Origin of the sequence: Paenibacillus cremeus (genome assembly GCF_007786445.1) — a bacterium.
Taxonomy (GTDB): Bacteria; Bacillota; Bacilli; order Paenibacillales; family NBRC-103111; genus Paenibacillus_G; species Paenibacillus_G cremeus.
Genome location: NZ_VNJI01000038.1, coordinates 35,841 through 56,253, shown reverse-complemented (window position 1 = coordinate 56,253; position 20,413 = coordinate 35,841). Strand labels below are relative to the sequence as shown.

The following is a 20,413-nucleotide window of genomic DNA, read 5'->3' as shown; positions in this document are numbered from 1 at the left end:
GAGCTTATTGCTTCCCGCCGACGAAGAAGGTCGAATACACGCGTTCCCGCTCCTGCGTTCTCACAATAATCGTGTACCAGCCCACTTCAGGGAAGGTGACTTTAAACTGGCCGTTCACCAGCTCGTTGTAGGTGATTTTGCTGGCGATATACTTCATTTGCCCTTCACGGTACAGTCCTGGCTGATACAGCACATCGTAGGTTCCCGCTTCATTAATCGCATCCTGCCCGTTCACGTTCATCACGTTGTACTTCGTAATGTTGAAGGTGAGCGTATTGGTGTCAAACAAAGCGGATTCTCCGCTGGACCCCGAAATAAGCACATCGTTCGCAAAAATGAGCATGCCTGCGTCAGACACTACAATCACATCTTGATACACCAATGTCGTATTGCCGACCTGATCTTTAGCCGTGTACGCGATACGCTGACGTCCAAGCTTGCTCAGATCCAGCCCGCTGATCGATACGGCGATTTGATCGGCTTTCGAGACATTATCAGTTGCTGTGTAACCGCCCAGATCGGTGCGGAAGTTAAAGTTCGGCTTGTTTTGTGCGATCCCGACCGTAGCCAGCTTGAGCTGCAGTGTAGGTGCCGTGTTGTCCAGACCTTTAATGGTCACCGGCACTTTCTTCAAGTTTCCGAGTACGTCCGACAGAGCTACAAGGGTTGAACCTTCTCCGGAGAACGTTCTCGAGTAAGTAAACGTACCATCCTGCGCGCTGATTTGGTTCGTATATAGGCCGGTATTGCTGTCCATCACTGGTGTCGTTCCCGAAAATACTTTATTCGGTGCCGTCGTTTTACCGATAAACGTAACTTTCACTTTTCCTTTGGCATACTGCTGACCGTCGATCGTGACGATCTGCTCCGCAGGCAGTGGATCGCCGTTCTCATCTACGAACGTATAAGTGATGTTCGAAGGTGCTGGTGGTGTATTGATAATGTTGTCGACCGTTTCCTTAATGACCGTCGTATTGCCAAACTCATCTTCGACCATGAAGGAGGCGATGCCATTTTGCTCCAGCGTGATCGTCTTTTTGCCGTCCAGTACGATGAAGTCCTTATCTGTTGGATTCACCTTTTGCAGCACCAGGCTAACCCCCGCGGAGAAAATGACATTGCCTGAGCCATCCCGGATCGTTCCGTAGGTTTGGCTGTTGTTCTCACCGTATGCGTACGAACGAACCACTTTCACATTCGGCGGTGTTTTATCGATCGTGTAGACGTTCGCCGTTACGGTCCCTGCATTCCCTGCTTCGTCCATGATATTAAAAATAAACTGGCCGTTTTCCTCGAAGGTATGCGTCAATCGGCCATTGTTATTGATAACCGTCACCGGCTCGGAAAGATCGGTGAGCTTCACTGTGACATTACCATTCGTTGCCCCTGTGGTCAGGTATTCAATCGTTCCTTCCGGCGGAGTACCGTCAACATTCTTGATGACGATATACAGCGTATCTTTCCGTGTTACGTCCGCTGGATCCGTAAGATCGAAGGCATACAGCCCGTTTGTCCTAACCGTAAACTTATTGCCCGAACGCGTCGGCTCGGAAGGATTCACTGCAGAAGGCACTACCTTGAGCCCTAACGGAGCTGTAATTTCAATCTCGGCCCCTGTGCTTGGATTAACCGGCTTAGGGTTATTTAATGTAGCAAGCGCGTAGACTGGTTCGTTCTTCGCCACATTGGCAATATCCAGATTCCTTGGCTCACCTACGACACCGCTCGGAGTCCGGTATTTCACTTGAATATGCAGATCGGCCGCATTATTCGTCGGCACCTTCAAGGCAACAAAATTCGTGTACGGACGCCATTTCACCCAGCTTGCTCCATTATCCGGAGATACCGAGAAGTCATAGGCGCCTTTATCTCCTGCATCAGCGACAAGACCCAGTTTTACGATCGCGGTGTAGCCGTCTTCTGCATCTCCGTACAAGTATAAGAGGTCGGATTTGACATCGACCGGAGGCTTATCGGAAGCTTCGGGCTTCATGATTTTAAATGCGCCGGACTTGATGACTGCGCTATTTCCAGCGCAATCCTTAACTAGTACGAACACACGGTAGCTAGCTGTATCTCCTGGGTTTAAACTCAAAGCTTTGTTATCAATGGACACCGCTCCACCGGCAGGTAGCTCTGTCCAGCCGGCAGTATTTTCATCCGGGGCTGGCTTCGTATCATCCAGCAGCATGTAGCGCTGCGTTACACCGGCCTTACTATATTTTTCATCTACAGTAACCGTCAGATTGACCGACTCCAGCGGATACTCGCTCCCGCTTTTGCTAAACTTGACGTCTGGCGGCAGGTTGTCGAAGTAATACAATTTGGAATAGTAATAAAATTTATCGATCCCCGAATCGCTTACTTTGACCATGATGTGAATGTACTGCTCGCCGTTTTTCGTCGGATCGGCTGGAACCGTGTAAGTTCTTACACCGTTATTATCGTCGTAAGTACCAAGCCCAACGAAAGAAGCTGCATCCGGTCGCACCAAGCTATCGCTGAAAGCATATCCAGCGTAGACACTGCTTGTAACTGTCATTAGCGGCATAACCGATTGAACGACCCCGTGGGTCGAGTAAGTTACGGTGGTCACTGATCTTAATGCCGGTGCTGCCGGCAACCCGCTAATCTTGAACGTAATCGGGTGACTTTTTACATAGCTCGGATTGGCTTCCGGCTCGAAGCTTCCGCTGATCGTGTTCGTCGAGTTGACGGTAATGAGTTTGGTATGTTTCTCTAATCGCTCATTGCCTGCATTATCCGAGGTTTTGACATACAGGCGGTATGTGCCGTCCTCAACCACTTGATTCAAGGTCGACAACGTCGCGCTGCCCCCGGTGAGCGTTGCATTAATCCAACCTGCATCCGAAGGATCACCAACTCCGCCAGTTTCCTTCACCCACTGATACTGGCTCGTCTTGACGCCGCTATGCTCGTCCACAATCGTCAGTGGAACTTGCACCGTCGCTGAATTATCGTTAAGCGCTTCGCCGATCGTAACCTTTGGAGCTCGATTATCAATCTTGATCGTCCCAACATCGTGCGTCCAGTTGGAATCGTCTTTCTGAAAATCAGCTAAAGGCCATGTATTAAGATCGCCATACTTGCCGACTTCAGCGAGCGCCTTGCTGTCCGCATAGAACGTTTTGTCCGCATCGGAGCCAGAAGCTTCGTCTTTCCATGCCTGGTACTGAGCTGGGTTATTTAAGACATAATTCTTTTTCTTCTCATATTGCATCAGCTCTCTCGCTGTATCCCAGGTCATGTCAGCGGTCCAAGTGTGCAAATACCACTCGCCGCTGTTCTCATCCGTCAAAGCCTCTGGCGGCAAGGCGATAAGATTCGTTTTGTTATTTGCAATCTTAAAATCATACTTCGCGTCCAATTCCGGATATAAATCTTCCCGTGGCTGTTTGGCAGAAAGGGAATATCGCTTTACGGCCGGTATCGGATCAAGTCCCCTTTTCACGAATGGATCGGTCTTGTCTTGACTCCACATGTAATAGACAAGTCCTACCGCCGGCGAAGACGCACCGGTCATATTCGACGGGCGGTAAATGCCCTTACTCGGCCTGGTCGTTCCTGCTCCCACAGGATCCTTCGATGGCACATAAAGCGGAGCGTCGTCAGCGTCAATCGTGATTTTGCCATTCTTCATGTAAACTGCGTTCGTTGCACTGCCAAACTCATAGCGATAGCTAAACGTTGGCGGTGTATTGTCGATGGACAGCTGCGCCCAATCGATCTTGGAGTTTACGTTCGATGACTCCCAAAATTTCGGATCTAATAGTCGGTCATCCGGTGGCACGAACAAACCATCCGTGTTGGAATCGTAGTTCGCTGGCTGCACCAGCATGTTTCCCGCATAATCCTGCAGTACGTTTGAGTCGGCGCCGTTTGCCATCTCATGAGTTAAGGCAATGACCTTCAGCAGAGGAGCCTCCTCGTTAAGCGTACCTTGGATATCCAAGTGGAAGGTCCACGTGCTGGTACCGGAGCCGCTCACGTACTTGGCTTTCATTCCATTATTAAGCAGCAGATAGGTGTCCGCGACTGCCCACCCTCTCTTTACAATGGCTGGTTCCGTCATCTGTACGGTAAAGTCAAAGCCGTCGTTCTTGTTGAGCGTAACTCCGGTCAAAATTTCCGGTTGAATCCCGTTGCCCACCTTCGTATATTTCGGCGGCACCGCATCGACAATCACGCGATAGCCTCCATTGTTGTAGTCGAAAGGATTGACGGTTTTGCCGTCTAAATAATTGTTGCTTGCATTGTTCGGAGTAATAAAATTAGTTGAGGTTATAGTAGCAATATTTCCGGCAAAATCCGTAAATACGGCTCCCCTCATCTTTTCCAGTATGGATTTGTTCATATCATCTGTTCCGCTAGGTGACTGTCCGTCAATTTTTTTAGGATCAAGCGGGAGGTTCCCGGAACTATGGTATTTGGATCCCGTGTATTGGAACGTAATGCCGTTATGAAGGGTATCCAGGTTACCGGCCGTATACGTGGTATTCAGCATATACTGCTGTTCTCCCGCCGCCGGAAGCCCCGTTCCGTCAGGATTGATAAAGATGGGTTGTTTTAAGAAATTATCGCTGTTTTGCGGGAACACTGCAGTCGGCATAACCGGCTCACTAAAGTTGTAGGTTAGCTTCAGATATTCGCTCTTCTTCGCATACAGCTCGTTTTGTTGAATGGTGGTGTTAAAATTTTCTGCGCCATTGCCTATGAATGTATAGTCATCCAATACCGGGCGCTCTTTATCTTCGAACTTTATGTAAAATCCCCGGACGCCAGTAAGATCACCGTCATCGTCGTCGCCCTCGCCGTATAATTCAATGTGGATTACAGAATTGGGACCAATATCGACTGTAGCAGCCCTGCTCCCTGTATCATCACCATGGTCCGCTCTATCGGACAATACTTTAACCCCATCCACATAAACCGACATCGAAGTAATTCGGGTCCAAGTTTCTATGCCCAAGATATGGCCCGCATAGCTGACCAGCTTATTCCACCCCAACCGCACCTTAGCGTGTCCACTTTGGGCAAGCTTGGCCAGATCAGGGTTATTTGCGATTCGAATATCGAATTGTACCGATGCTTCGTTATCATCAACACCGGTATTAATATCGCCATTCGCCCAATCGTAGCGGGCATCTTTATCCGTCTCCGTTTGAACGAAGCCAGGCGTCATGTTGTTATAAAAATTTTGAAACGCATTGTCTGCGCTGCAGGACAAATTCCCAATTCTCGTGCCCGCGCCAAAACGCACCTCATGGTCATTCCCATTACAATCGCTGGCCGCTTGGACCGTCTGCGAAGGCCAGAACGGCATCAGTGTAACGACCATACATAAAATCAACAGCTTTGCGACCCATGGCATCGCAGTCTTGTGCCTACCCATTCACTCAACCTCCATTGATAACCTTTTATTCCGAAAAATTCGCAGATGATCTGTCAGAAATAGAGTAGTTCTATGGAACTACTCTGTAAAATGGAAATATCCCCTAATCCGTCCCTCCCATTTCCCCAATATTTTTTGTCGAATTCTACACACCTCGTCCTATCATACGACAAAATACCTTAAAGAAACCTTAAAAACTTTGGGTCTTTCGGCATATAAAGACAAAAAAAATAACGACCACTCCCTCGCCTTAATACGAGAAAATGATCGTCTAATGAAACGTTGTCCCTCACAGTGGAATTTGAACAATGACTCTGGTCCCAATTGCTGGTAAGCTCTCCATTCGCAGCTCCGTATTATACTCATACTTCAACCGTTTCATAATGTTCCTCAATCCGACGCCGTACGTCGTTCCTGACTCCTGCCGAAGCAGCTGCTGCAGCCGCTCGGGCTCGATCCCGACACCATTGTCCGCGATTTCGAAGCAATAGTGGTTCTCCTCCGCCCTCGCCGAGATCGTGACGGTTCCGCCTTCGGTCCGGCTTCCGATTCCGTGCCGGATGGCATTTTCCACCAGCGGCTGAAGGAGCAGCGGAGGGATGCTGACACCCTGCATTGATTCTTCGATGTCATATTCGACCCGCAAGCGGTCTTTGAATCTCGCATGCTCAATCTCAACGTAAGACCGGATCAAGCTGAGCTCTTGTCCGAACGAGGTACGCTTTTGCGTATTGCTAAACCGGAAGCTCCCGCGCATATAATCGGCCAAATCGATCGTTAATTTCCGCGATTTTTCCTCATCGGTATAGCTTAAGGCGACAATTGTGTTCAGCACATTGTATAAAAAATGCGGCTTGATCTGTGACTGCAAAAACGCCATCTCCATCTTGATCGCCTGGCCGAGCGTGTCCTTCATCAACAGCAAGCCTTTGACTCTCGCCTTCAGCTCGGTCGTATCGAACGGCTTCGGCAAAAAGTCATTGGCCCCCGCCTCAAAGGCCGCCACCTTATCCTGAGGCTCCACCGCCGTCGTGACCATCAGCACCGGCATCTCCAGCAGCGAGTACGTCCGCCGAATCGTCTTGCAAACGTCGTACCCCGACATCCCGGGCATCATCAGGTCAAGAATAACCAGGTCGATCGAGTTCAACTGCTCAATTTGCTCCACGGCCTCGAAGCCGTTTTGCACCGCAATGAGGTTATAGCCCAGCGGCTCCAGCGCATCGATGAGAATCTTCAGGTTGGCGTAGTGATCGTCGGCGATGAGAATCGTTTGCTCTCCGGCATGGCTGCCCAAAACATAAGGTGTAGTAAACGAATACTCCGGGGCTTGATACTTCAGCTGAGCATGGGCCGTACCGAGCTCCGCACGCTCAGCAGGTCCAGCAACAGGAAGGCTGAACGTAAACACGCTGCCCTTCCCTTTCACCGAGGCTACAGTAATGCGGCCATGCTGCAGCTCCACCAGCTGCTTGACGATCGACAGTCCCAGGCCGAAGCTATGGGCTGGAGTGGACTCGAACGATTGAAACGGTTCAAAAATATGCTGAAGCTCATCAGGGGCAATCCCCGAGCCCGTATCCTGGACCGAAATTTCAAGCCATCCGTCCTGCTCCACTGCCAAAACTTCAATAGTACCACGATCGGTGTACTTAACCGCGTTATCCACCAAATTGTTCAAAATTTGACGAAACCGGTTCTCGTCAGCCAGTGCATTCGGCAACTGCTCCGGGACGCTGTTAATAAGCTGTACGTCTTTACCCGCCGTTAAATACGAAAAAATCCGCAGCACCATCTCCACCGTCGAGCGGACGTCCACCGCTATTGGGTTCACCATCAGGTCGCCCTGCTTGAGCTTTGAAAGGTCGAGGATATCGAAGACAAGCTGAGAGAGCTTCTTTGTAACGCTGAGCACGAGCTCCAGCTTTTCGCTTTGCTCCGGCGCCAGTGGATGACGCGGGTCCTCCAGCATCGATTGGGAGATCGTAATGACGCTTTGCAGCGGGGCTTTGAATTCATGGGATGTCCTGAACAGAAACTCGTCCTTCAGTTTATCCACATTCATTAATTGCACCGACAGCTGCTCCACCTTCTTGAACGCGTTTGAGAACCTGAGGGACATCATCAGCGCGAGCATCAGTAGCACCAAGAACACCTCGAATGGCACGGTGGAATACAACGCCACATTCGAATACACATTCAGGCTTTGGATCATGGAATAGTGATTCAAGGCAAGGGCGGATATGACTAAATACACGCTGCCCTCCGCACGATGCAAGGCCGCCAGCACCAGAACATAGGTCGTATACATATAGGGGAGTGTTCCGTAGACCGTCGTAATCAAAAGCATGGGAGTCGTGTTGGTAAAATCAATAAAAACTAACGCCCAAGCCGTAAGGCACACGCCGACGGCAACACCGGCATATACCATCCTTTGGGAACAATAAGGACGAAATGCGGTATACACATAGAGAAAAAAACTGATGCTAACCCCATAAACCGAGACGGCTTGAAGCCGGATATAAAGCCAATAAGGTACGTAATCAAACAAAATCAGCAGCAGCCGCTCACCGCGCGTTGACGAAAAAGTAGCAAGCAGCAGACACACCAGGCCGAAATAAAGGAGCGAGTGGTCCTCTTTTCGCTGCGCATATAAGCCGATGAAGTATAACCCTATAATCAAAAAACAAGCAATGGTTATCAAATCATGTATTATGCCGCTGTCCCGCAAGCGAGAAATCTGGTCCGAATATCCGAAGGAAATGGAATTCATAATCCCGCTGCTGGCCTGAAAATCGTAGTTAGCCACTTGCACGACGATTTCATTCCAGCCCGGCTGCAAGGTGAAATAGCTGACATACGGCTTATTGCCCGCTCGGTACATCAGCTTGTCCGCTGCGATCCCGCTGGAGCCGACTTCGATGCCGTTGACTAGAATACGGTTCGACATTTGGAGGGACAGCGTCTTTAAGCCGAAAATTTTGCCGGCATCGCCTGCCCCTACACGGACTTGCAATCGATAAGTCGCCTTGCCCAGCGTCTCCATCTGCTTCGACCATGAACCGGGCACATGAATCGTCGCCGTCCCGGGGGCGCCCTCACGGTTTACCCTATCCCGAATCGCCGCGGAGCTCAGCAGCTCGTCCGGATAAAATTGCCATTCCCCATCCAATGGAATGACCCCATCCCCCGCGAAACGCCACGCGGTCAAATCCATTTGGCCGCCCCCTGCAAGCGGCAGCTTCTTATCCTTCGCGAAGAGGAACTGTACCATAAGCCCGTAAGTCAACGCTAAAATAACGATCGTAATGACTACGGCTGCAAGCCTCCGCCTCATGTCTCTCTCCTGGCCGGGCTGGGTACGAGGACGTTATACAGCTTAAGCGTCGCTTCCTCCAGCTCCACCCCCAGATGAACCCTAACGGCTGCCGCGAGGTTCCGAAACACCTTGAGCGCTTCATTGCGCTCGTCCAAGTGGACGAACAGCTTAATCAATTCGCGGCCGTCCTTCTCTGAATCCGGCAGAAGCGCCAGAACGCGCTGCAAGCAATCGATCGCGAGCGTCAGCTGCCCCTTTTGCAGAAAAGATTTATGCAGGATCCGCAGCACCTCAGCATACCTGGCCTTTAGCTCTTCCCGCTTCCAGATCGCCCAATCGAAATCGCAGCCGTCCAAATAATCTCCTTTATACAGAGCGTTCATCGCTTCGTACTGTCGCTCCTCCAAGCGTTCCTCCGAAAAGGCCGTTTCCGTCAAGGCAATAAATTCGTCTACGTCACTCTTCAGCCCTCTGAGATCCATCATGTATCCGCGGCCGATTTTGTCTACGCTTGCTGGCACACCGTTAGCCTGAAGGCTTTTGCGCAAATACGAAAGGCATGTGTACAAGTAGGTACGCGCCTTCTTCAGCTCGGAATCGGGCCAGATCGCTTCAATGATCGAATCGGCCTCCAGCTGGTGGCCGCCTTGCAGCATTAAGAAGGCGCAGAGCTCCTTCTCTTTGTTCGTTTTCCACGTGAACGGTCCGTTCTCTGTCTGGATCAGGAAGCCTCCGAAGCACTGAATCGAAGCCGATCCCTCGCTGCCAGCGTCAGTGGAGGGGCTGCCGAGGCCCAGCTGGACCAGCCGGGAGACCGCTTTCTGCAGACGCTCCTTCGAAAATGGCTTCAACAGGTAATCCACGGAGTTGATCTCGAATGCTTCCACTGCGTACTCGGAATAAGCGGTGGTAAAAATAATCTGCGTACCGGGCTGCTTCGCCATAATGCGCCGGGCCGCCTCCGTCCCCATCATTCCAGGCATCTGGATATCTAGGAACACCGCATCCGCCTGCCACGTTTCCATCGCTTCGAGCGCTTGCAGCGGGCTCATGTATCGGCCGACAATCGTGACATTGCCGAGCTCCCGCAGCAAGATTTCCAATATATCCAGTGCGCTTTCCTCGTCATCGATCAGCACCACACAGAGCACAGCGCGATTCTCCCCCTTTCTTCTACTTATCTATGTAAAAACACCCGTCATCCTTGACTATAATCCCCGAATATCGTATCTCACATTTGGCTATTATGTCCATAAAAAAGAAAAGAACCCCGCACGGGGGTTCATCATAACGATTAGCTTCAGCCTATTCGGCTATGGCTTCCAGCTCGATGCAGGCCATAATATACGGCGCGGAGCCCTTCGGATCGTCTGCACGGGTCGGTTCGCTGATATAGTAGGCGAACGAGCCGTCACGATACGGCTTGTTGCCGAGTCCGGCCACACTGCAAATATGGTTCAAACGCAGGTTGCCGTTCTCGTCGGCTTCCACGCAGCGCTCGAGCAAGCCTTGGTGTGCGCGACGCGCAGCCTTGAGCGCATTGCCGCCCAAATAGCCGAGGCGTGCGCCTTTGGCCATCGCGCAGGCAAACATGGCCGTGCCGGACGCTTCCAGGTAGTTACCTTCGCGCGTGCCTTGATCCAGCACCTGATACCACATGCCGCTGGCCTCGTCCTGCACCTTGAGGAGCGCTTCCGTCAAGCGGTAGAAAATGCCGATAATTTGTCCGCGCTGCGGATGATCGAGCGGCAGGAAATCCAGCACATCGACGATCGCCATCACGTACCAGCCCACGGCACGACTCCAGAAATGCGGAGAGCAGCCGTTTTCTTTATTGGCCCAAAGCTCTTCCTTGCTTTCGTCCCAGCCGTGGTACAGCAGTCCGGTCGCAGGGTCGCGGGATACTTTTTCCATCAGCAAAATTTCATTGGCTACATCATCGAACCAGTGCGGCTCATTAAACATCGCGGCATATTGCGCGAGGAGCGGCGAGGTCATGTATACGCCGTCGAGCCACATTTGGAACGGGTAAATCTTTTTATGCCACAGACCGCCCTCGCTGGTGCGCGGGTGTCCCTTCAATTGCGTCACGAGCAGCTCGATCGCCTTGCGGTACTTCTCTTCACCGGTGCGCTCAAACAGCAGGAACAGGGTCTTGCCTTGGTTGATCATGTCTACGTTATACTCATTCAAATTGTAAGTGGTAATCGTGCCATCCTCTCGGATGAACATGTCCATATTTTCTTTAATGTAGTTAAAATAGCGCTCATCGCCCGTTTTCTTCCACATCCGCTCCATGGCGGTCAAAGCGCAGCCATTTTCATAATGCCAGGATACTCTCTTGTGCTGAGGCATCTCGGCAACCTTCGGGTACTTTCGAATAAAGGAATCCGCCATCTCCACGGACCAGCTCTTGCTCATATCATGCTCCTCCTTGGGCTACGTTCACGAATGTAGACATCGAGTCCTTATGCATCCGACACGCAGCGTCGAAATTTGGCCATACGTGCCGAATGCATAAGACTTATTATAAAGGATGCGATATGTGCGTTCTATATGGATTCTTGCTCCGAACCGTGAAAAACTTGCTTTTCTTGTTCTAGTAATTTGGAAAAACGATCGAAACCATGCACTCTCACTTGGGCATCTACATAAGATATCCAATCAAATGCCTATAGCAGGGAAGGGTAGGAATACGAAATGCCGGCTCCGGGTTTTAATTATGCTTCGCCGTCCGCTCTATTCACATTCGATGTTAATACTAGCCCCTTTTTCAAAAAGGATGCGAATAATTACATTAACGTTCTGGGCATTCAGCAACTCAATACGATAGGGAATGCTTCACTGCTGGATATTTATCTCAGCGCGGGCAACGTCGTCGAGCCCCACATTCATCAAAATTCCAATGAGCTGGTGTATTGCGTTTCCGGCTCGGCGGTCGTCTCCGTGATCAATCCGTATACGAATACGTTGAACAACTATCCGATTCAGGCCGGTCAGGTGGCGATGGCGCCTCAGGGCTGGCTGCATTATGAGGTTGCGCAGGCAGATCATACCCATCTGATTGCGATCTTCGACGCCCCCCAACCGGACGTCATCTTCGGCTCCGACATGCTGCGGTTAACACCTCCCAATGTCATCGCATATACGTATTGCCTCGATACGGCGAAGCTGAAAGAAGTGCTCGCACCCCTGACGAGCACGGTGATCATCGGACCGCCTAGCGACTGCAAGATCGCCCAAGTCCAAGGCGTATCCACTTCGAACCAGCCGACGCGTTCGGTGCCGAACCGGCCGAATGGGTCCGGGGAGCGCAGGTGCGTCATTGGCAACGGCTGGGCTTACCAGAACCAGGAGAATGTCGCGATCGAGTAAGGGTACGACAAAAAGGGTGATAGAGGAACGAGTGTTCCTTTATCACCCTTTTTGTGTTTCCGTTAAGCTTCCGCTCCGCCGTAATTAAACCGCTCGACCTCGGTTAGTCTCGCGTCGATTAGCGGCTCGGAGTTGTCGAAGTACAAAACCGACGCCGCGGGGAGGCTCCACTGGATCTCGCGGAGCGCAAGCGAGCGGCTGAACGTACTCCAGTGGTCGAGCTTCCACAGATCCAGCGCGGAGCCCCGTTCCTGAATACGCTGGCGGTAATGCTCATCGCTCGCTAAGTGCACGAACACGACCTTGACCTCCACCTCCGTCAGCGACGCTCCGATCCGCGACAGCTCTTGCTCCAGCCACTGCGGGTCATCGGTCTCCTTCGTGAACGGGCCAACGACCATCGCGTCCAGCTCCAGCTTCACATTGTCCAGCGCGGCGTCCATTGTGATGCGGTAGCCCAGGTCGCGGCAGCGCGCTTTGTACTCGGCGGAATCGCGATCGTTCGGGTCGAGCCCGGACAGCGTCATGATCGCCTCTGCCGCGGGCCGCAGCAGCGTATCCATGTCGAAGAAGGCGGCGCGGCGCCGCTTCGCTACCGCTTGGGCGAGTGTGGTTTTACCCGCCCCGGCCGGACCTAAGAAAAATACGAGATGGCTCATCTAAGGCAGCGGCTCCTTCCACATTATTTACAAGCATAATCGTTAAGCTCTGGCGTTCCTCACATGAGTCGGTTCGCTTTTTATCATATCGTTTAGTAATTGTACCATGAAATCGCTCTTGATCGTTATCCCAGCATTCCCTTAAGCCGGTCGTGTTAGAGAAATTATGTGGTAATCATCTTAAAAGTGTTAAATTATTAACAAATTGTTTGATTGAATGAAAATGATGAAAGCCCGCAACCACTTCCGTGATCACGGGCCTTTAAAATAAAACAACCCGTTGCGCTGTACAACGGGCTGCTCCATGATTTAACCGAACGCTTCCACCTCTTCACGAGTAGGCAGCGAGCTTTGTGCGCCATGCCGGGTTACCGTGATGGCTGCGACCTGCTGGGCGTAAGCGACGGCTGCATCAAGGTCGCGCTGCTGTAGGTAGCTGACCGCGAAGCCTGCGATAAAGCTGTCACCGGCAGCCGTCGTATCCACCGCTTCAACCTTGCGTGCCGGATACGTTTTCACCTGCTGCCGATCCAGATAGCAGCAGCCTTTTTCGCCTAAGGTTACAAGGACCGCCTGCGCCCCGAGCTCAAGCAGCGATTGAGCCGCCACTTCGAGCGAAGCCGGATCTGCCACCGCTTGGAACCCCGTCAGGCTTTGCAGCTCATGCTCATTCGGGATGAGGAAGTCGACCAGCTGCAATAGCTCGCTGCTAAGCTGATGGGCAGGCGCCGGTGCAGGATTTAAAATCGTCGTTTTGCCCAACCGCTTCGCTAAACGAAGAGTATAGGCTACCGTTTCGATGGGGATTTCGAGCTGAAGCACTACCATCTCGCAGTGCTCGATCACCTGTCGCTGCTCATCGATATCGAAGGGTGTCAGATCCGCATTGGCTCCGGGAATGACAACGATGTAATTATGACCGGATGCGTTGACGGTAATGAGCGCCCGTCCCGTCGGCTGATCCGAGGGGAGCAGAGCGCAGGTATCCACCCCGGCCTGCTGCAGCGAGTGGATCAACTTGTCTCCACTCGCATCTCTGCCCACCTTACCGATCAGGCTCACCGCCGTGCCCAGCTTGCCGACCGCTGCGGCTTGGTTGGCGCCTTTGCCTCCTGCGACCTCCGACAGCCCGCTGCCGAACAGCGTTTCCCCTTCCTTTGGGAACGCCTCCACCTGCATCACGAGATCCAGATTCAGGCTGCCGACCACCACGATGCGGGGCCACACGCGTTCATTAGCTTCAACTGCCATTCACGAGCTCCCTAGCGCCTTCCAGCTCCAATAATCGAAGCTTATCGACCCGGCGGCGGAAATGCTCCTCCGTGCTAAACTTCGCGTCCAGAAAGGCCCGGACCAGATCGATCGCCAGCCACGGGCCGATGATCTGAGCGCCGATGCACATGATGTTCACATCATCGTGCTCCACGCATTGGTGTGCCGAATGAATGTCATGGCAAACCGAGGCGCGGATGCCCGGAATTTTATTGGCTGCAATGGCCGCCCCGACGCCGGTTCCGCAAACCATAATGCCCCGCTCGAACAAGTTTTCGCGCACCGCATCGCAAACCTTTTTTGCCACATCGGGAAAATCGACCGGCTCCGTCGAATGGCAGCCGAAATCGACCGCTTCGACTCCCATTTGCGCAAGCAGCGGCTTTAACGCAACCTTCATCTCATAGCCGCAATGATCGCTTCCGATCGCGATTCTCATCGCTCTTCCCTCCTCGTCTCGCTTTCCTTCATCGCCTCGATCAGCATACGGAATAACTGCAGATCCGACTTGGAATCCTCCGGCGTCGTTTTGGGCGTAAGGTCATGGGCGAGCACGTCATAAAAAGCCTCAAACTGGCACGTATACGGGTCTTTGAAGGTAGAACGAATGACTTTTTCCTCGTACGCTTCTCCTTCGGTTGCACTCACGTGAAGGGTCGTCGGCAGATGTCGCATGTATGGCGTATTGTACTGCACCTTCAGCGATTTATCGCTGCCGTACACCTGAATGTGGGCATCGAATAGACGGTTGCTGTCGATCCCCGTTTCATACGTGACCCGAAAGCCGTCATATTCCAAAATCGCGCTGATGAACCGGCCCTGATTCCACTGCGTCGCAGCCATAACCCGCTTAGGGAAGCCGATCAGCTCCCGCATCGCAGATAAATCATGGCTTCCGAGCCCGCATAGCAGCCGGTAGGCGGACTTCAGGTCCGTGGACGCGTCCTCGCCGATCGCTTCCTCCACCAACCTGGCGGCACGTTCCGTCCGGTCGAGCTTGGCGTGCTCGGGAATATCGTCGAACCGGTACACGTTACTCGATTGATTGATGAACAGATGGTTGCCGCCGATCAAATCGCGGACCCGCACATAGTTGATTTTGCTTAAGCGCTTGACTTCCTCCGCCATCTGCACAAACGCCGGAGCATACCGGCGCATGTAACCGACCATCACCTTCATGCCCATCTCATCGCGAACCCGGATGATCTCGTCGGCTTCCTGCATCGTGAGGCACATCGGCTTCTCAATAAGCACATGTTTTCGGTTCTGAAGCGCCGAAATGACACATTCGGCATGGTATTCGTCGCTGTTGCAGATCAGGACGGCGTCCAGCTCTGCCAGGCTCGTCAGCTCAGCGGCATTCGTAAATCGGCGCTGCACCGGCACACGATACCTGTCGCCTATAACCTCCAGCAGCTTCGGCGAAATATCGCAGATCGCAGTCACCTCGAACCGATCGGACAAGCTTTCGAGGACCGGCAGATGAATGATTTGAGCGACTTCGCCGAGACCGATAATCCCGACTTTATATTTGGTCATGAATAGGTTCCTCCCGGTGTACGATCTCAGCCATCCTCTCAGCCTTTAGCTTAGCTGGTCGCGAGCATGGTCTCGGTAAACGTGTTGATTTTTTGCAGACGTGCGTGGAACGCTTGATACAGACCGTCGGCTTGCTGACGGATCGTAAGCTGCTGATTCGTGTACGGGTTCAGGGCCGTCGCCTGATCTACCTGTTGAATCAGCTCCTCGGGCAAAGTCGCTGAGCCGCTCAGCGCTCCAGCCAATCCACCGGCGATGGAGGCTACGGAGTCGGTATCTCTTCCCATATTTACGCCCGCCAGGATCGCATCATGCACGTTGCCTTTGACCAATCTAAGGATGCAGAGGGCCTTCGTCAGTGCTTCGTTGGCAAAGCTGTTGCAATACGGCACGCCGCAGCCGTAATAGATTTTATCGAAGGCTTCGCGTAATTCGCGGAAATCCTGGCAGTGCACCGTGCGCTTGAGGCCCGAATCCAGCTCTTGAATGACATTATCGCGCAGATAGCCGTACTTGGTCCCGTCGATTTTGGCGGCCAGATCGGAGTAATCGCAATAGCGGAAAATATCGCCGATCACGCTGTCCACCGTGGCCCCCGGCTTGGTTGCCGAAGCGATCGCCGCAGCGGAAACGCCTGCCCAGCGCACCGCATAGCTCTTCGACGCTTGATACAGCTGCCCGATCTCAAACGCATCGGCCACGGCATTGCGTACATCGCCCGCATTGATGAGGCCGATCGGCTGGCAGGAACCAGAGGCCGTGCTCAGTCCCGCGTAGTCGCAGTACTTGCCGAGGTCCCGCGCTGGAATGCCGCTTTTTGCTACCCCGAGCAGAGTCGTCTCGAATGGCTCCGCGATCGTTCCTGCCGCTTCCGCCCGAATGTCTCGAACCCAGATCGCGCGAATATCCTCCGCATTGACGCGATCCTGCTTTTCGATAATCGCTGTCGCCATCAGCTTGTGCCGCTCGACTCCGTCCTCCGTCGTCCCCTTCTCACGCACCCAACCGCTGTTGTTACGTTCGTAGGACAAGAGCCGATCCAAGACGCCGTACTTCGCTTCAATTTCCTGATGGCTCAAGCCCTTAACTGGTGCGCCCATTGCTGCCCCCACATAAACACCGGCGATGCAGCCGTAAAATTTATCCTTCAGACTGATGTTCTGGCTCATGCTCAAACTCTCCTCGTATGGTTAGTTTTTTTACGTTTGTTAAATTGCTGCCATTTGCTCGGAATACGCCTTCAATTTGAGCAATCGGGAATGATAGGCTTGATACAGCCCCTCCGCATGCTCCTTCATCGTACGGTGGGAGTTGCTTACAACATGCAGTGAAGTGGCATAATCCACCTGCTTGATCCACTCCTCGGGAATCTGCTTCGTCCCGCTTAGCGCACCGGAGATGCCTGCCGCTACTGCCGTCACGCAGTCGGTGTCTCTTCCCATGTTGGTCGCGGTAATCAAAGCGTCCTTAACATTGCCTTGAACCATCCGGAAGATGCAGATGGCCTTCGTTACCACTTCGTTAGCATAGCTCACTTCATAAGGAATCCCTCGAATGCTGTACGACTGATATAACGTCTTACGCAATTCGCGGATGTCGGAGATATTTTGCGTACGCTTCAGCTCACGGTCAATCTCCCGCACGACTATATCCGGGTCGCAGTAATTATAGATGGCCCCGATCACGCTATCGACGGTCGCATTTGCCTTCGTAGCCGTTGCAATTGCCGTGGCCGTCACGCAAGCCCATTTTAACCCCCGGCCATTCGTCGTTTGATACAGCTGTCCGACTTCGTTGACATCGTTAATCGCATTCTCGACATCGCCCGCGTTAATTAAGCCAATCGGGTGGCACGAGCGGGAGAAGCTGTTCAGACCGGCATAATCGCAATATTTGCCGATATCCCGGGCCGGGATGCCGCTTTTCGCCATCGCGAGCAGCACCGCTTCGAACGGCTCGGAAATCATACCGGCCGATTCCGGCTTGATCTTGGCCACCCACTGTCTGCGCACATCCTCGGCTGTCACGCGATCCTGCTTCTCGATAATGGCGGAGATCATCAGCTTCTGCCGCTCGACGCCGTCTTCGGTCGTCCCCGCTTCGCGCACCCAGCCGTTGTTGAAATGCTCGTAAGAAACCAGCTTATCCAAAATACCGTAGGTTGTTTCTGTGCGTTCAAAATCCCAGCCTTCTACTGGCGCACCCATCGCAGAACCGATATGCACTCCCGCAATACATCCGTAAAATTTGTCCTTTAAGCTGACTTGTTCACTCATCGTTTGCTCTCTCCTCATGTGTTCTTTATAAAAATGGCATCGATGCCATTTTTGCGTAAATTAAAGTATCCATTCCTTGCCGCAAGCGCACACCTTCATTCCCGCAGCGTCGCCATACAGCACGTTGACCTCTGCCTCCAGCTCCCCGGCCTGATTCTTGCGCTGCAGATACGTTCCCCATGCCTTGCCCGTACTCCAAAAGGCAGCAAAGCACTCCTGATCGATCACCGGCGCGAACTCCATACGTCCTTGTGCCAGATCAAACTTGAAGCCGCTTAACGCAAGGAGCAATCCCCAGCTAGCCATGGACCGGACATAATGATGACCGCATTCCACTTCGTTCCACGGGCTGCGCCGCACGCCGTCGTAACGGTCGCGAATCGCCTTCACCAGCTTCAGCCCCTCATTTATGAAGCCTTCATAGATCAAGTGCGTCGCCACCTGGTATTCAATCCCGGTCCACACCTCATCCGAGTACACAAACGGCAGCTTCGGACGTCCTCCCTGCGGCCAGGAGCACAGCAGCAAGCCTTGCTCATCATTCAAGGCATAGACGCGCTGGCAGTTGGTGTGCGAATAAAATTCGTCGCGAAAATTGTACCGGTATACGGCGCTCAAGGCACTGCGAATCTTATCCCGCGGGAGCAAATAACCAAGCCCATATAAATGAGCGAATTGCTGGCCCAGCAGCTGATCGGACAAGCATCCCCGCCCAAGCTGGTGCTTATGCTGATCGACGTCGTCGACCTTTTGCACGTAATACTCGCCGTTCCACATCAGCTCATCGAGACGGGCGGCGCTTTGCTCATACAATTCCCGGTAGCACACAGCTTTGCTGTCTTCCCCGAGGTACGCTGCCATCTCCTCTGCTGCTCTCAGAGCTCCCAGAAATAAAATCCCTGTCAGCGAGTTCGGACCATGAAAATCGATATCGTACGTGTTATGCTGCTCGCCATCGAAGACGTAGTCTCCATCGGTGTCCCAATGTGTAAGACCATAAGCCAGCGCTTTCTGAACGGAAGGCCACAGCTCCTGCAAAAAATCATCGTCCCCGCTCAGCTTCCATTCCCGGAACACCCGCATGATCGCGCCCATCTGCCCATCCGCTGCACCGGGAGCAATGATATTGCCCGGCCAGACAAATACAGACTCGAACACCCTTGTTGCGCGGTAGTTCATCTTGCCGTCTTCGTGCAGCTCCTGCAAAAACTCGGTCCGCCTCATGCTACGCTCCAGCTCAGGGAACAGAAACGCTGCCGTCTGCGCGTAGTTCCACACGTGGGTGCAGGTCCCGTCGCAGCTGCCCAGCCGGTTCAGGCTGCCCTCGAAGCCGAAAAACTTACCGTCCTGTAGTCGGAAGCAGGTAGGACTCCGAAGCACGGTGATGTTCGCGGAAATTGCGTCCAGCACTTCCTCGGGCAGCGTACTGCTGAACAGGGCATCCCGGAACAAATACGTCTCCCGTTCGAGTCGTTCCAGGTTCCTCGCGATAAACGCTGCAGCTGACCATGAGCTGTCAAAGCGGTTGGCGTAGTAATTTTGCGTGGTTTCCCGGCCCTCGGCCCGTACCCGGAACTGCTCGCCCCATCCGTTAATCCGATTCGGAAAATACCACGACAGGATGAATTGAAACGGCTTCGTTTCCCCTGGAGCCAGCGTTTCGTAAACACCAAGCGTGCCGGTATCCGTCTTATGCTCGTCAGAGGGAGAGTCATAGCCCAGATCGTTCAGGCGGCCATCCTCAGCAAAATCATCCCAGAACTCCTGCAAATAATCGAAATGAGCGCCCCGCAGCCATACCCTTTTGTACGTCACATTCGGGTTCGTGGTTACCAGCGACAAATTTCCGTAGAGCAAGCTCGACACCTCATGCTTGAGCGAATGCAGATACAATCCGCTGAACCCATCCCCCTGCACGAGGTCATTCACATTCCGCCCGGCGTTTGGCAGCTCCATGCCGCCAAAAGCGTTAAACCCGATTCCGCCGACCGGATTAATCAACGACCCTGCCACGGTCACGTCGACGGACCGATCCGAGACATTCTGGACCCGGTAGGTCAGAATAGCGCCGGGAATCCCGGAATCGTCAGCGTTGAGTGGAATGAAGGGCGTGTAGGCCTCCAGCTCCACCTGCACCGGCAAGTGATCGTCCTCGAACGCAATGCGGCAGATCGGATACTCGCCTGTCATGCGAGATGCTTCCATTCTTGGCAGGCCTCCGCCTGCATACGGTGAATACCCTTGCGACCGGCTGTGCGGCGGCTTGAATTGCGACTGCAGCACCTTAGCCATCGGCGGCTCCCCTTCCTTCTTCGCCCAGATGGCGAAATAGGAGTTGGGGTACTGCATCCCTTTATCGGGATGATTGAACAGCTCCCAGTCGCGGAATTCCCCTCGGCTTCCAAGGGATACATTCCCGGTGCCGATCCCTCCTAGCAAGAATGCGGCTTCCGTCGCTTCTGCTGTGTAGGTTCGCGGTGAGCGGGAATCCGCAGCTTTGCTCTGGGTTTGAAACACCATGCTTACCGCTCCTTTAGCGATTCGACTGAAGTTGATCTAG

General features: G+C 53.0%; 12 protein-coding genes. 1 reads left to right on the top strand and 11 read right to left on the bottom strand.

The features are described 5' to 3' along the window. Window positions 1–4: 4 nt before the first annotated feature. The 4 genes from FPZ49_RS24290 to FPZ49_RS24275 all read right to left on the bottom strand — a co-directional run bounded on the left by FPZ49_RS24290 (window position 5) and on the right by FPZ49_RS24275 (window position 11,153). Window positions 5–5,413: a hypothetical protein gene (locus FPZ49_RS24290; RefSeq protein WP_144851948.1), complete on the bottom strand. Its 5,409-nt coding sequence runs from the start codon at window positions 5,411–5,413 to the stop codon at window positions 5–7. 289 nt (window positions 5,414–5,702) lie between these two features. Then, window positions 5,703–8,750, bottom strand: a complete 3,048-nt coding sequence (locus tag FPZ49_RS24285; protein ID WP_144851946.1) for a hybrid sensor histidine kinase/response regulator — start codon at window positions 8,748–8,750, stop codon at window positions 5,703–5,705. Beyond that, window positions 8,747–9,883 (bottom strand): response regulator, encoded by a 1,137-nt coding sequence (locus FPZ49_RS24280; RefSeq protein ID WP_144851944.1) that lies wholly within the window; start codon window positions 9,881–9,883, stop codon window positions 8,747–8,749. The genes FPZ49_RS24285 and FPZ49_RS24280 overlap by 4 nt, the downstream gene beginning before the upstream one ends. A 154-nt stretch (window positions 9,884–10,037) precedes the next feature. After that, window positions 10,038–11,153 carry a glycoside hydrolase family 88/105 protein gene (locus tag FPZ49_RS24275; protein ID WP_144851941.1) on the bottom strand — a complete coding sequence of 372 codons (1,116 nt, stop codon included), beginning with the start codon at window positions 11,151–11,153 and terminating at the stop codon, window positions 10,038–10,040. A gap of 279 nt (window positions 11,154–11,432) precedes the next feature. Here FPZ49_RS24275 and FPZ49_RS24270 point away from each other — a divergent pair, with 279 nt between their 5' ends. Further along, on the top strand, window positions 11,433–12,107 hold the full coding sequence (locus FPZ49_RS24270) for a cupin domain-containing protein (protein WP_144851939.1): 675 nt from the start codon (window positions 11,433–11,435) through the stop codon (window positions 12,105–12,107). Between the two features lie 62 nt (window positions 12,108–12,169). On the opposite strand, the gene FPZ49_RS24265 is transcribed toward FPZ49_RS24270, so the two are convergent. The 7 genes from FPZ49_RS24265 to FPZ49_RS24235 form a co-directional block, all read right to left on the bottom strand. After that, window positions 12,170–12,766 (bottom strand): AAA family ATPase, encoded by a 597-nt coding sequence (locus tag FPZ49_RS24265; protein WP_144851937.1) that lies wholly within the window; start codon window positions 12,764–12,766, stop codon window positions 12,170–12,172. 309 nt (window positions 12,767–13,075) lie between these two features. After that, on the bottom strand, window positions 13,076–14,017 hold the full coding sequence (gene rbsK / locus FPZ49_RS24260; RefSeq protein WP_144851935.1) for a ribokinase: 942 nt from the start codon (window positions 14,015–14,017) through the stop codon (window positions 13,076–13,078). Then, a complete protein-coding gene (locus tag FPZ49_RS24255; protein WP_144851933.1) occupies window positions 14,007–14,477 on the bottom strand; it encodes an RpiB/LacA/LacB family sugar-phosphate isomerase in 471 nt (156 codons plus the stop codon). Before FPZ49_RS24255 ends, rbsK begins: the two co-directional genes overlap by 11 nt. Next, window positions 14,474–15,577: a Gfo/Idh/MocA family oxidoreductase gene (locus FPZ49_RS24250; protein ID WP_144851931.1), complete on the bottom strand. Its 1,104-nt coding sequence runs from the start codon at window positions 15,575–15,577 to the stop codon at window positions 14,474–14,476. Before FPZ49_RS24250 ends, FPZ49_RS24255 begins: the two co-directional genes overlap by 4 nt. A 50-nt stretch (window positions 15,578–15,627) precedes the next feature. Beyond that, complete coding sequence (locus FPZ49_RS24245) at window positions 15,628–16,746, bottom strand: ADP-ribosylglycohydrolase family protein (protein WP_144851929.1); 1,119 nt, start codon at window positions 16,744–16,746, stop codon at window positions 15,628–15,630. A 39-nt stretch (window positions 16,747–16,785) separates the two neighbouring features. Then, window positions 16,786–17,853, bottom strand: coding sequence for an ADP-ribosylglycohydrolase family protein (locus FPZ49_RS24240; RefSeq protein WP_186446050.1), 1,068 nt, complete (start codon window positions 17,851–17,853; stop codon window positions 16,786–16,788). 60 nt (window positions 17,854–17,913) lie between these two features. Continuing rightward, window positions 17,914–20,373 carry a GH116 family glycosyl-hydrolase gene (locus tag FPZ49_RS24235; RefSeq protein WP_144851925.1) on the bottom strand — a complete coding sequence of 820 codons (2,460 nt, stop codon included), beginning with the start codon at window positions 20,371–20,373 and terminating at the stop codon, window positions 17,914–17,916. Window positions 20,374–20,413: the final 40 nt, after the last annotated feature.

Bases quoted from the DNA above. Each gene is read 5' to 3' on its own strand.
- FPZ49_RS24290 (WP_144851948.1), bottom strand. From the start codon at position 5,413: ATGGGTAGGCACAAGACTGCGATGCCATGGGTCGCAAAGCTGTTGATT.
- FPZ49_RS24285 (WP_144851946.1), bottom strand. From the start codon at position 8,750: ATGAGGCGGAGGCTTGCAGCCGTAGTCATTACGATCGTTATTTTAGCG.
- FPZ49_RS24275 (WP_144851941.1), bottom strand. From the start codon at position 11,153: ATGAGCAAGAGCTGGTCCGTGGAGATGGCGGATTCCTTTATTCGAAAG.
- FPZ49_RS24270 (WP_144851939.1), top strand. From the start codon at position 11,433: ATGCCGGCTCCGGGTTTTAATTATGCTTCGCCGTCCGCTCTATTCACA.
- FPZ49_RS24265 (WP_144851937.1), bottom strand. From the start codon at position 12,766: ATGAGCCATCTCGTATTTTTCTTAGGTCCGGCCGGGGCGGGTAAAACC.
- rbsK (WP_144851935.1), bottom strand. From the start codon at position 14,017: ATGGCAGTTGAAGCTAATGAACGCGTGTGGCCCCGCATCGTGGTGGTC.
- FPZ49_RS24255 (WP_144851933.1), bottom strand. From the start codon at position 14,477: ATGAGAATCGCGATCGGAAGCGATCATTGCGGCTATGAGATGAAGGTT.
- FPZ49_RS24250 (WP_144851931.1), bottom strand. From the start codon at position 15,577: ATGACCAAATATAAAGTCGGGATTATCGGTCTCGGCGAAGTCGCTCAA.
- FPZ49_RS24245 (WP_144851929.1), bottom strand. From the start codon at position 16,746: ATGAGCCAGAACATCAGTCTGAAGGATAAATTTTACGGCTGCATCGCC.
- FPZ49_RS24240 (WP_186446050.1), bottom strand. From the start codon at position 17,853: ATGAGTGAACAAGTCAGCTTAAAGGACAAATTTTACGGATGTATTGCG.
- FPZ49_RS24235 (WP_144851925.1), bottom strand. From the start codon at position 20,373: ATGGTGTTTCAAACCCAGAGCAAAGCTGCGGATTCCCGCTCACCGCGA.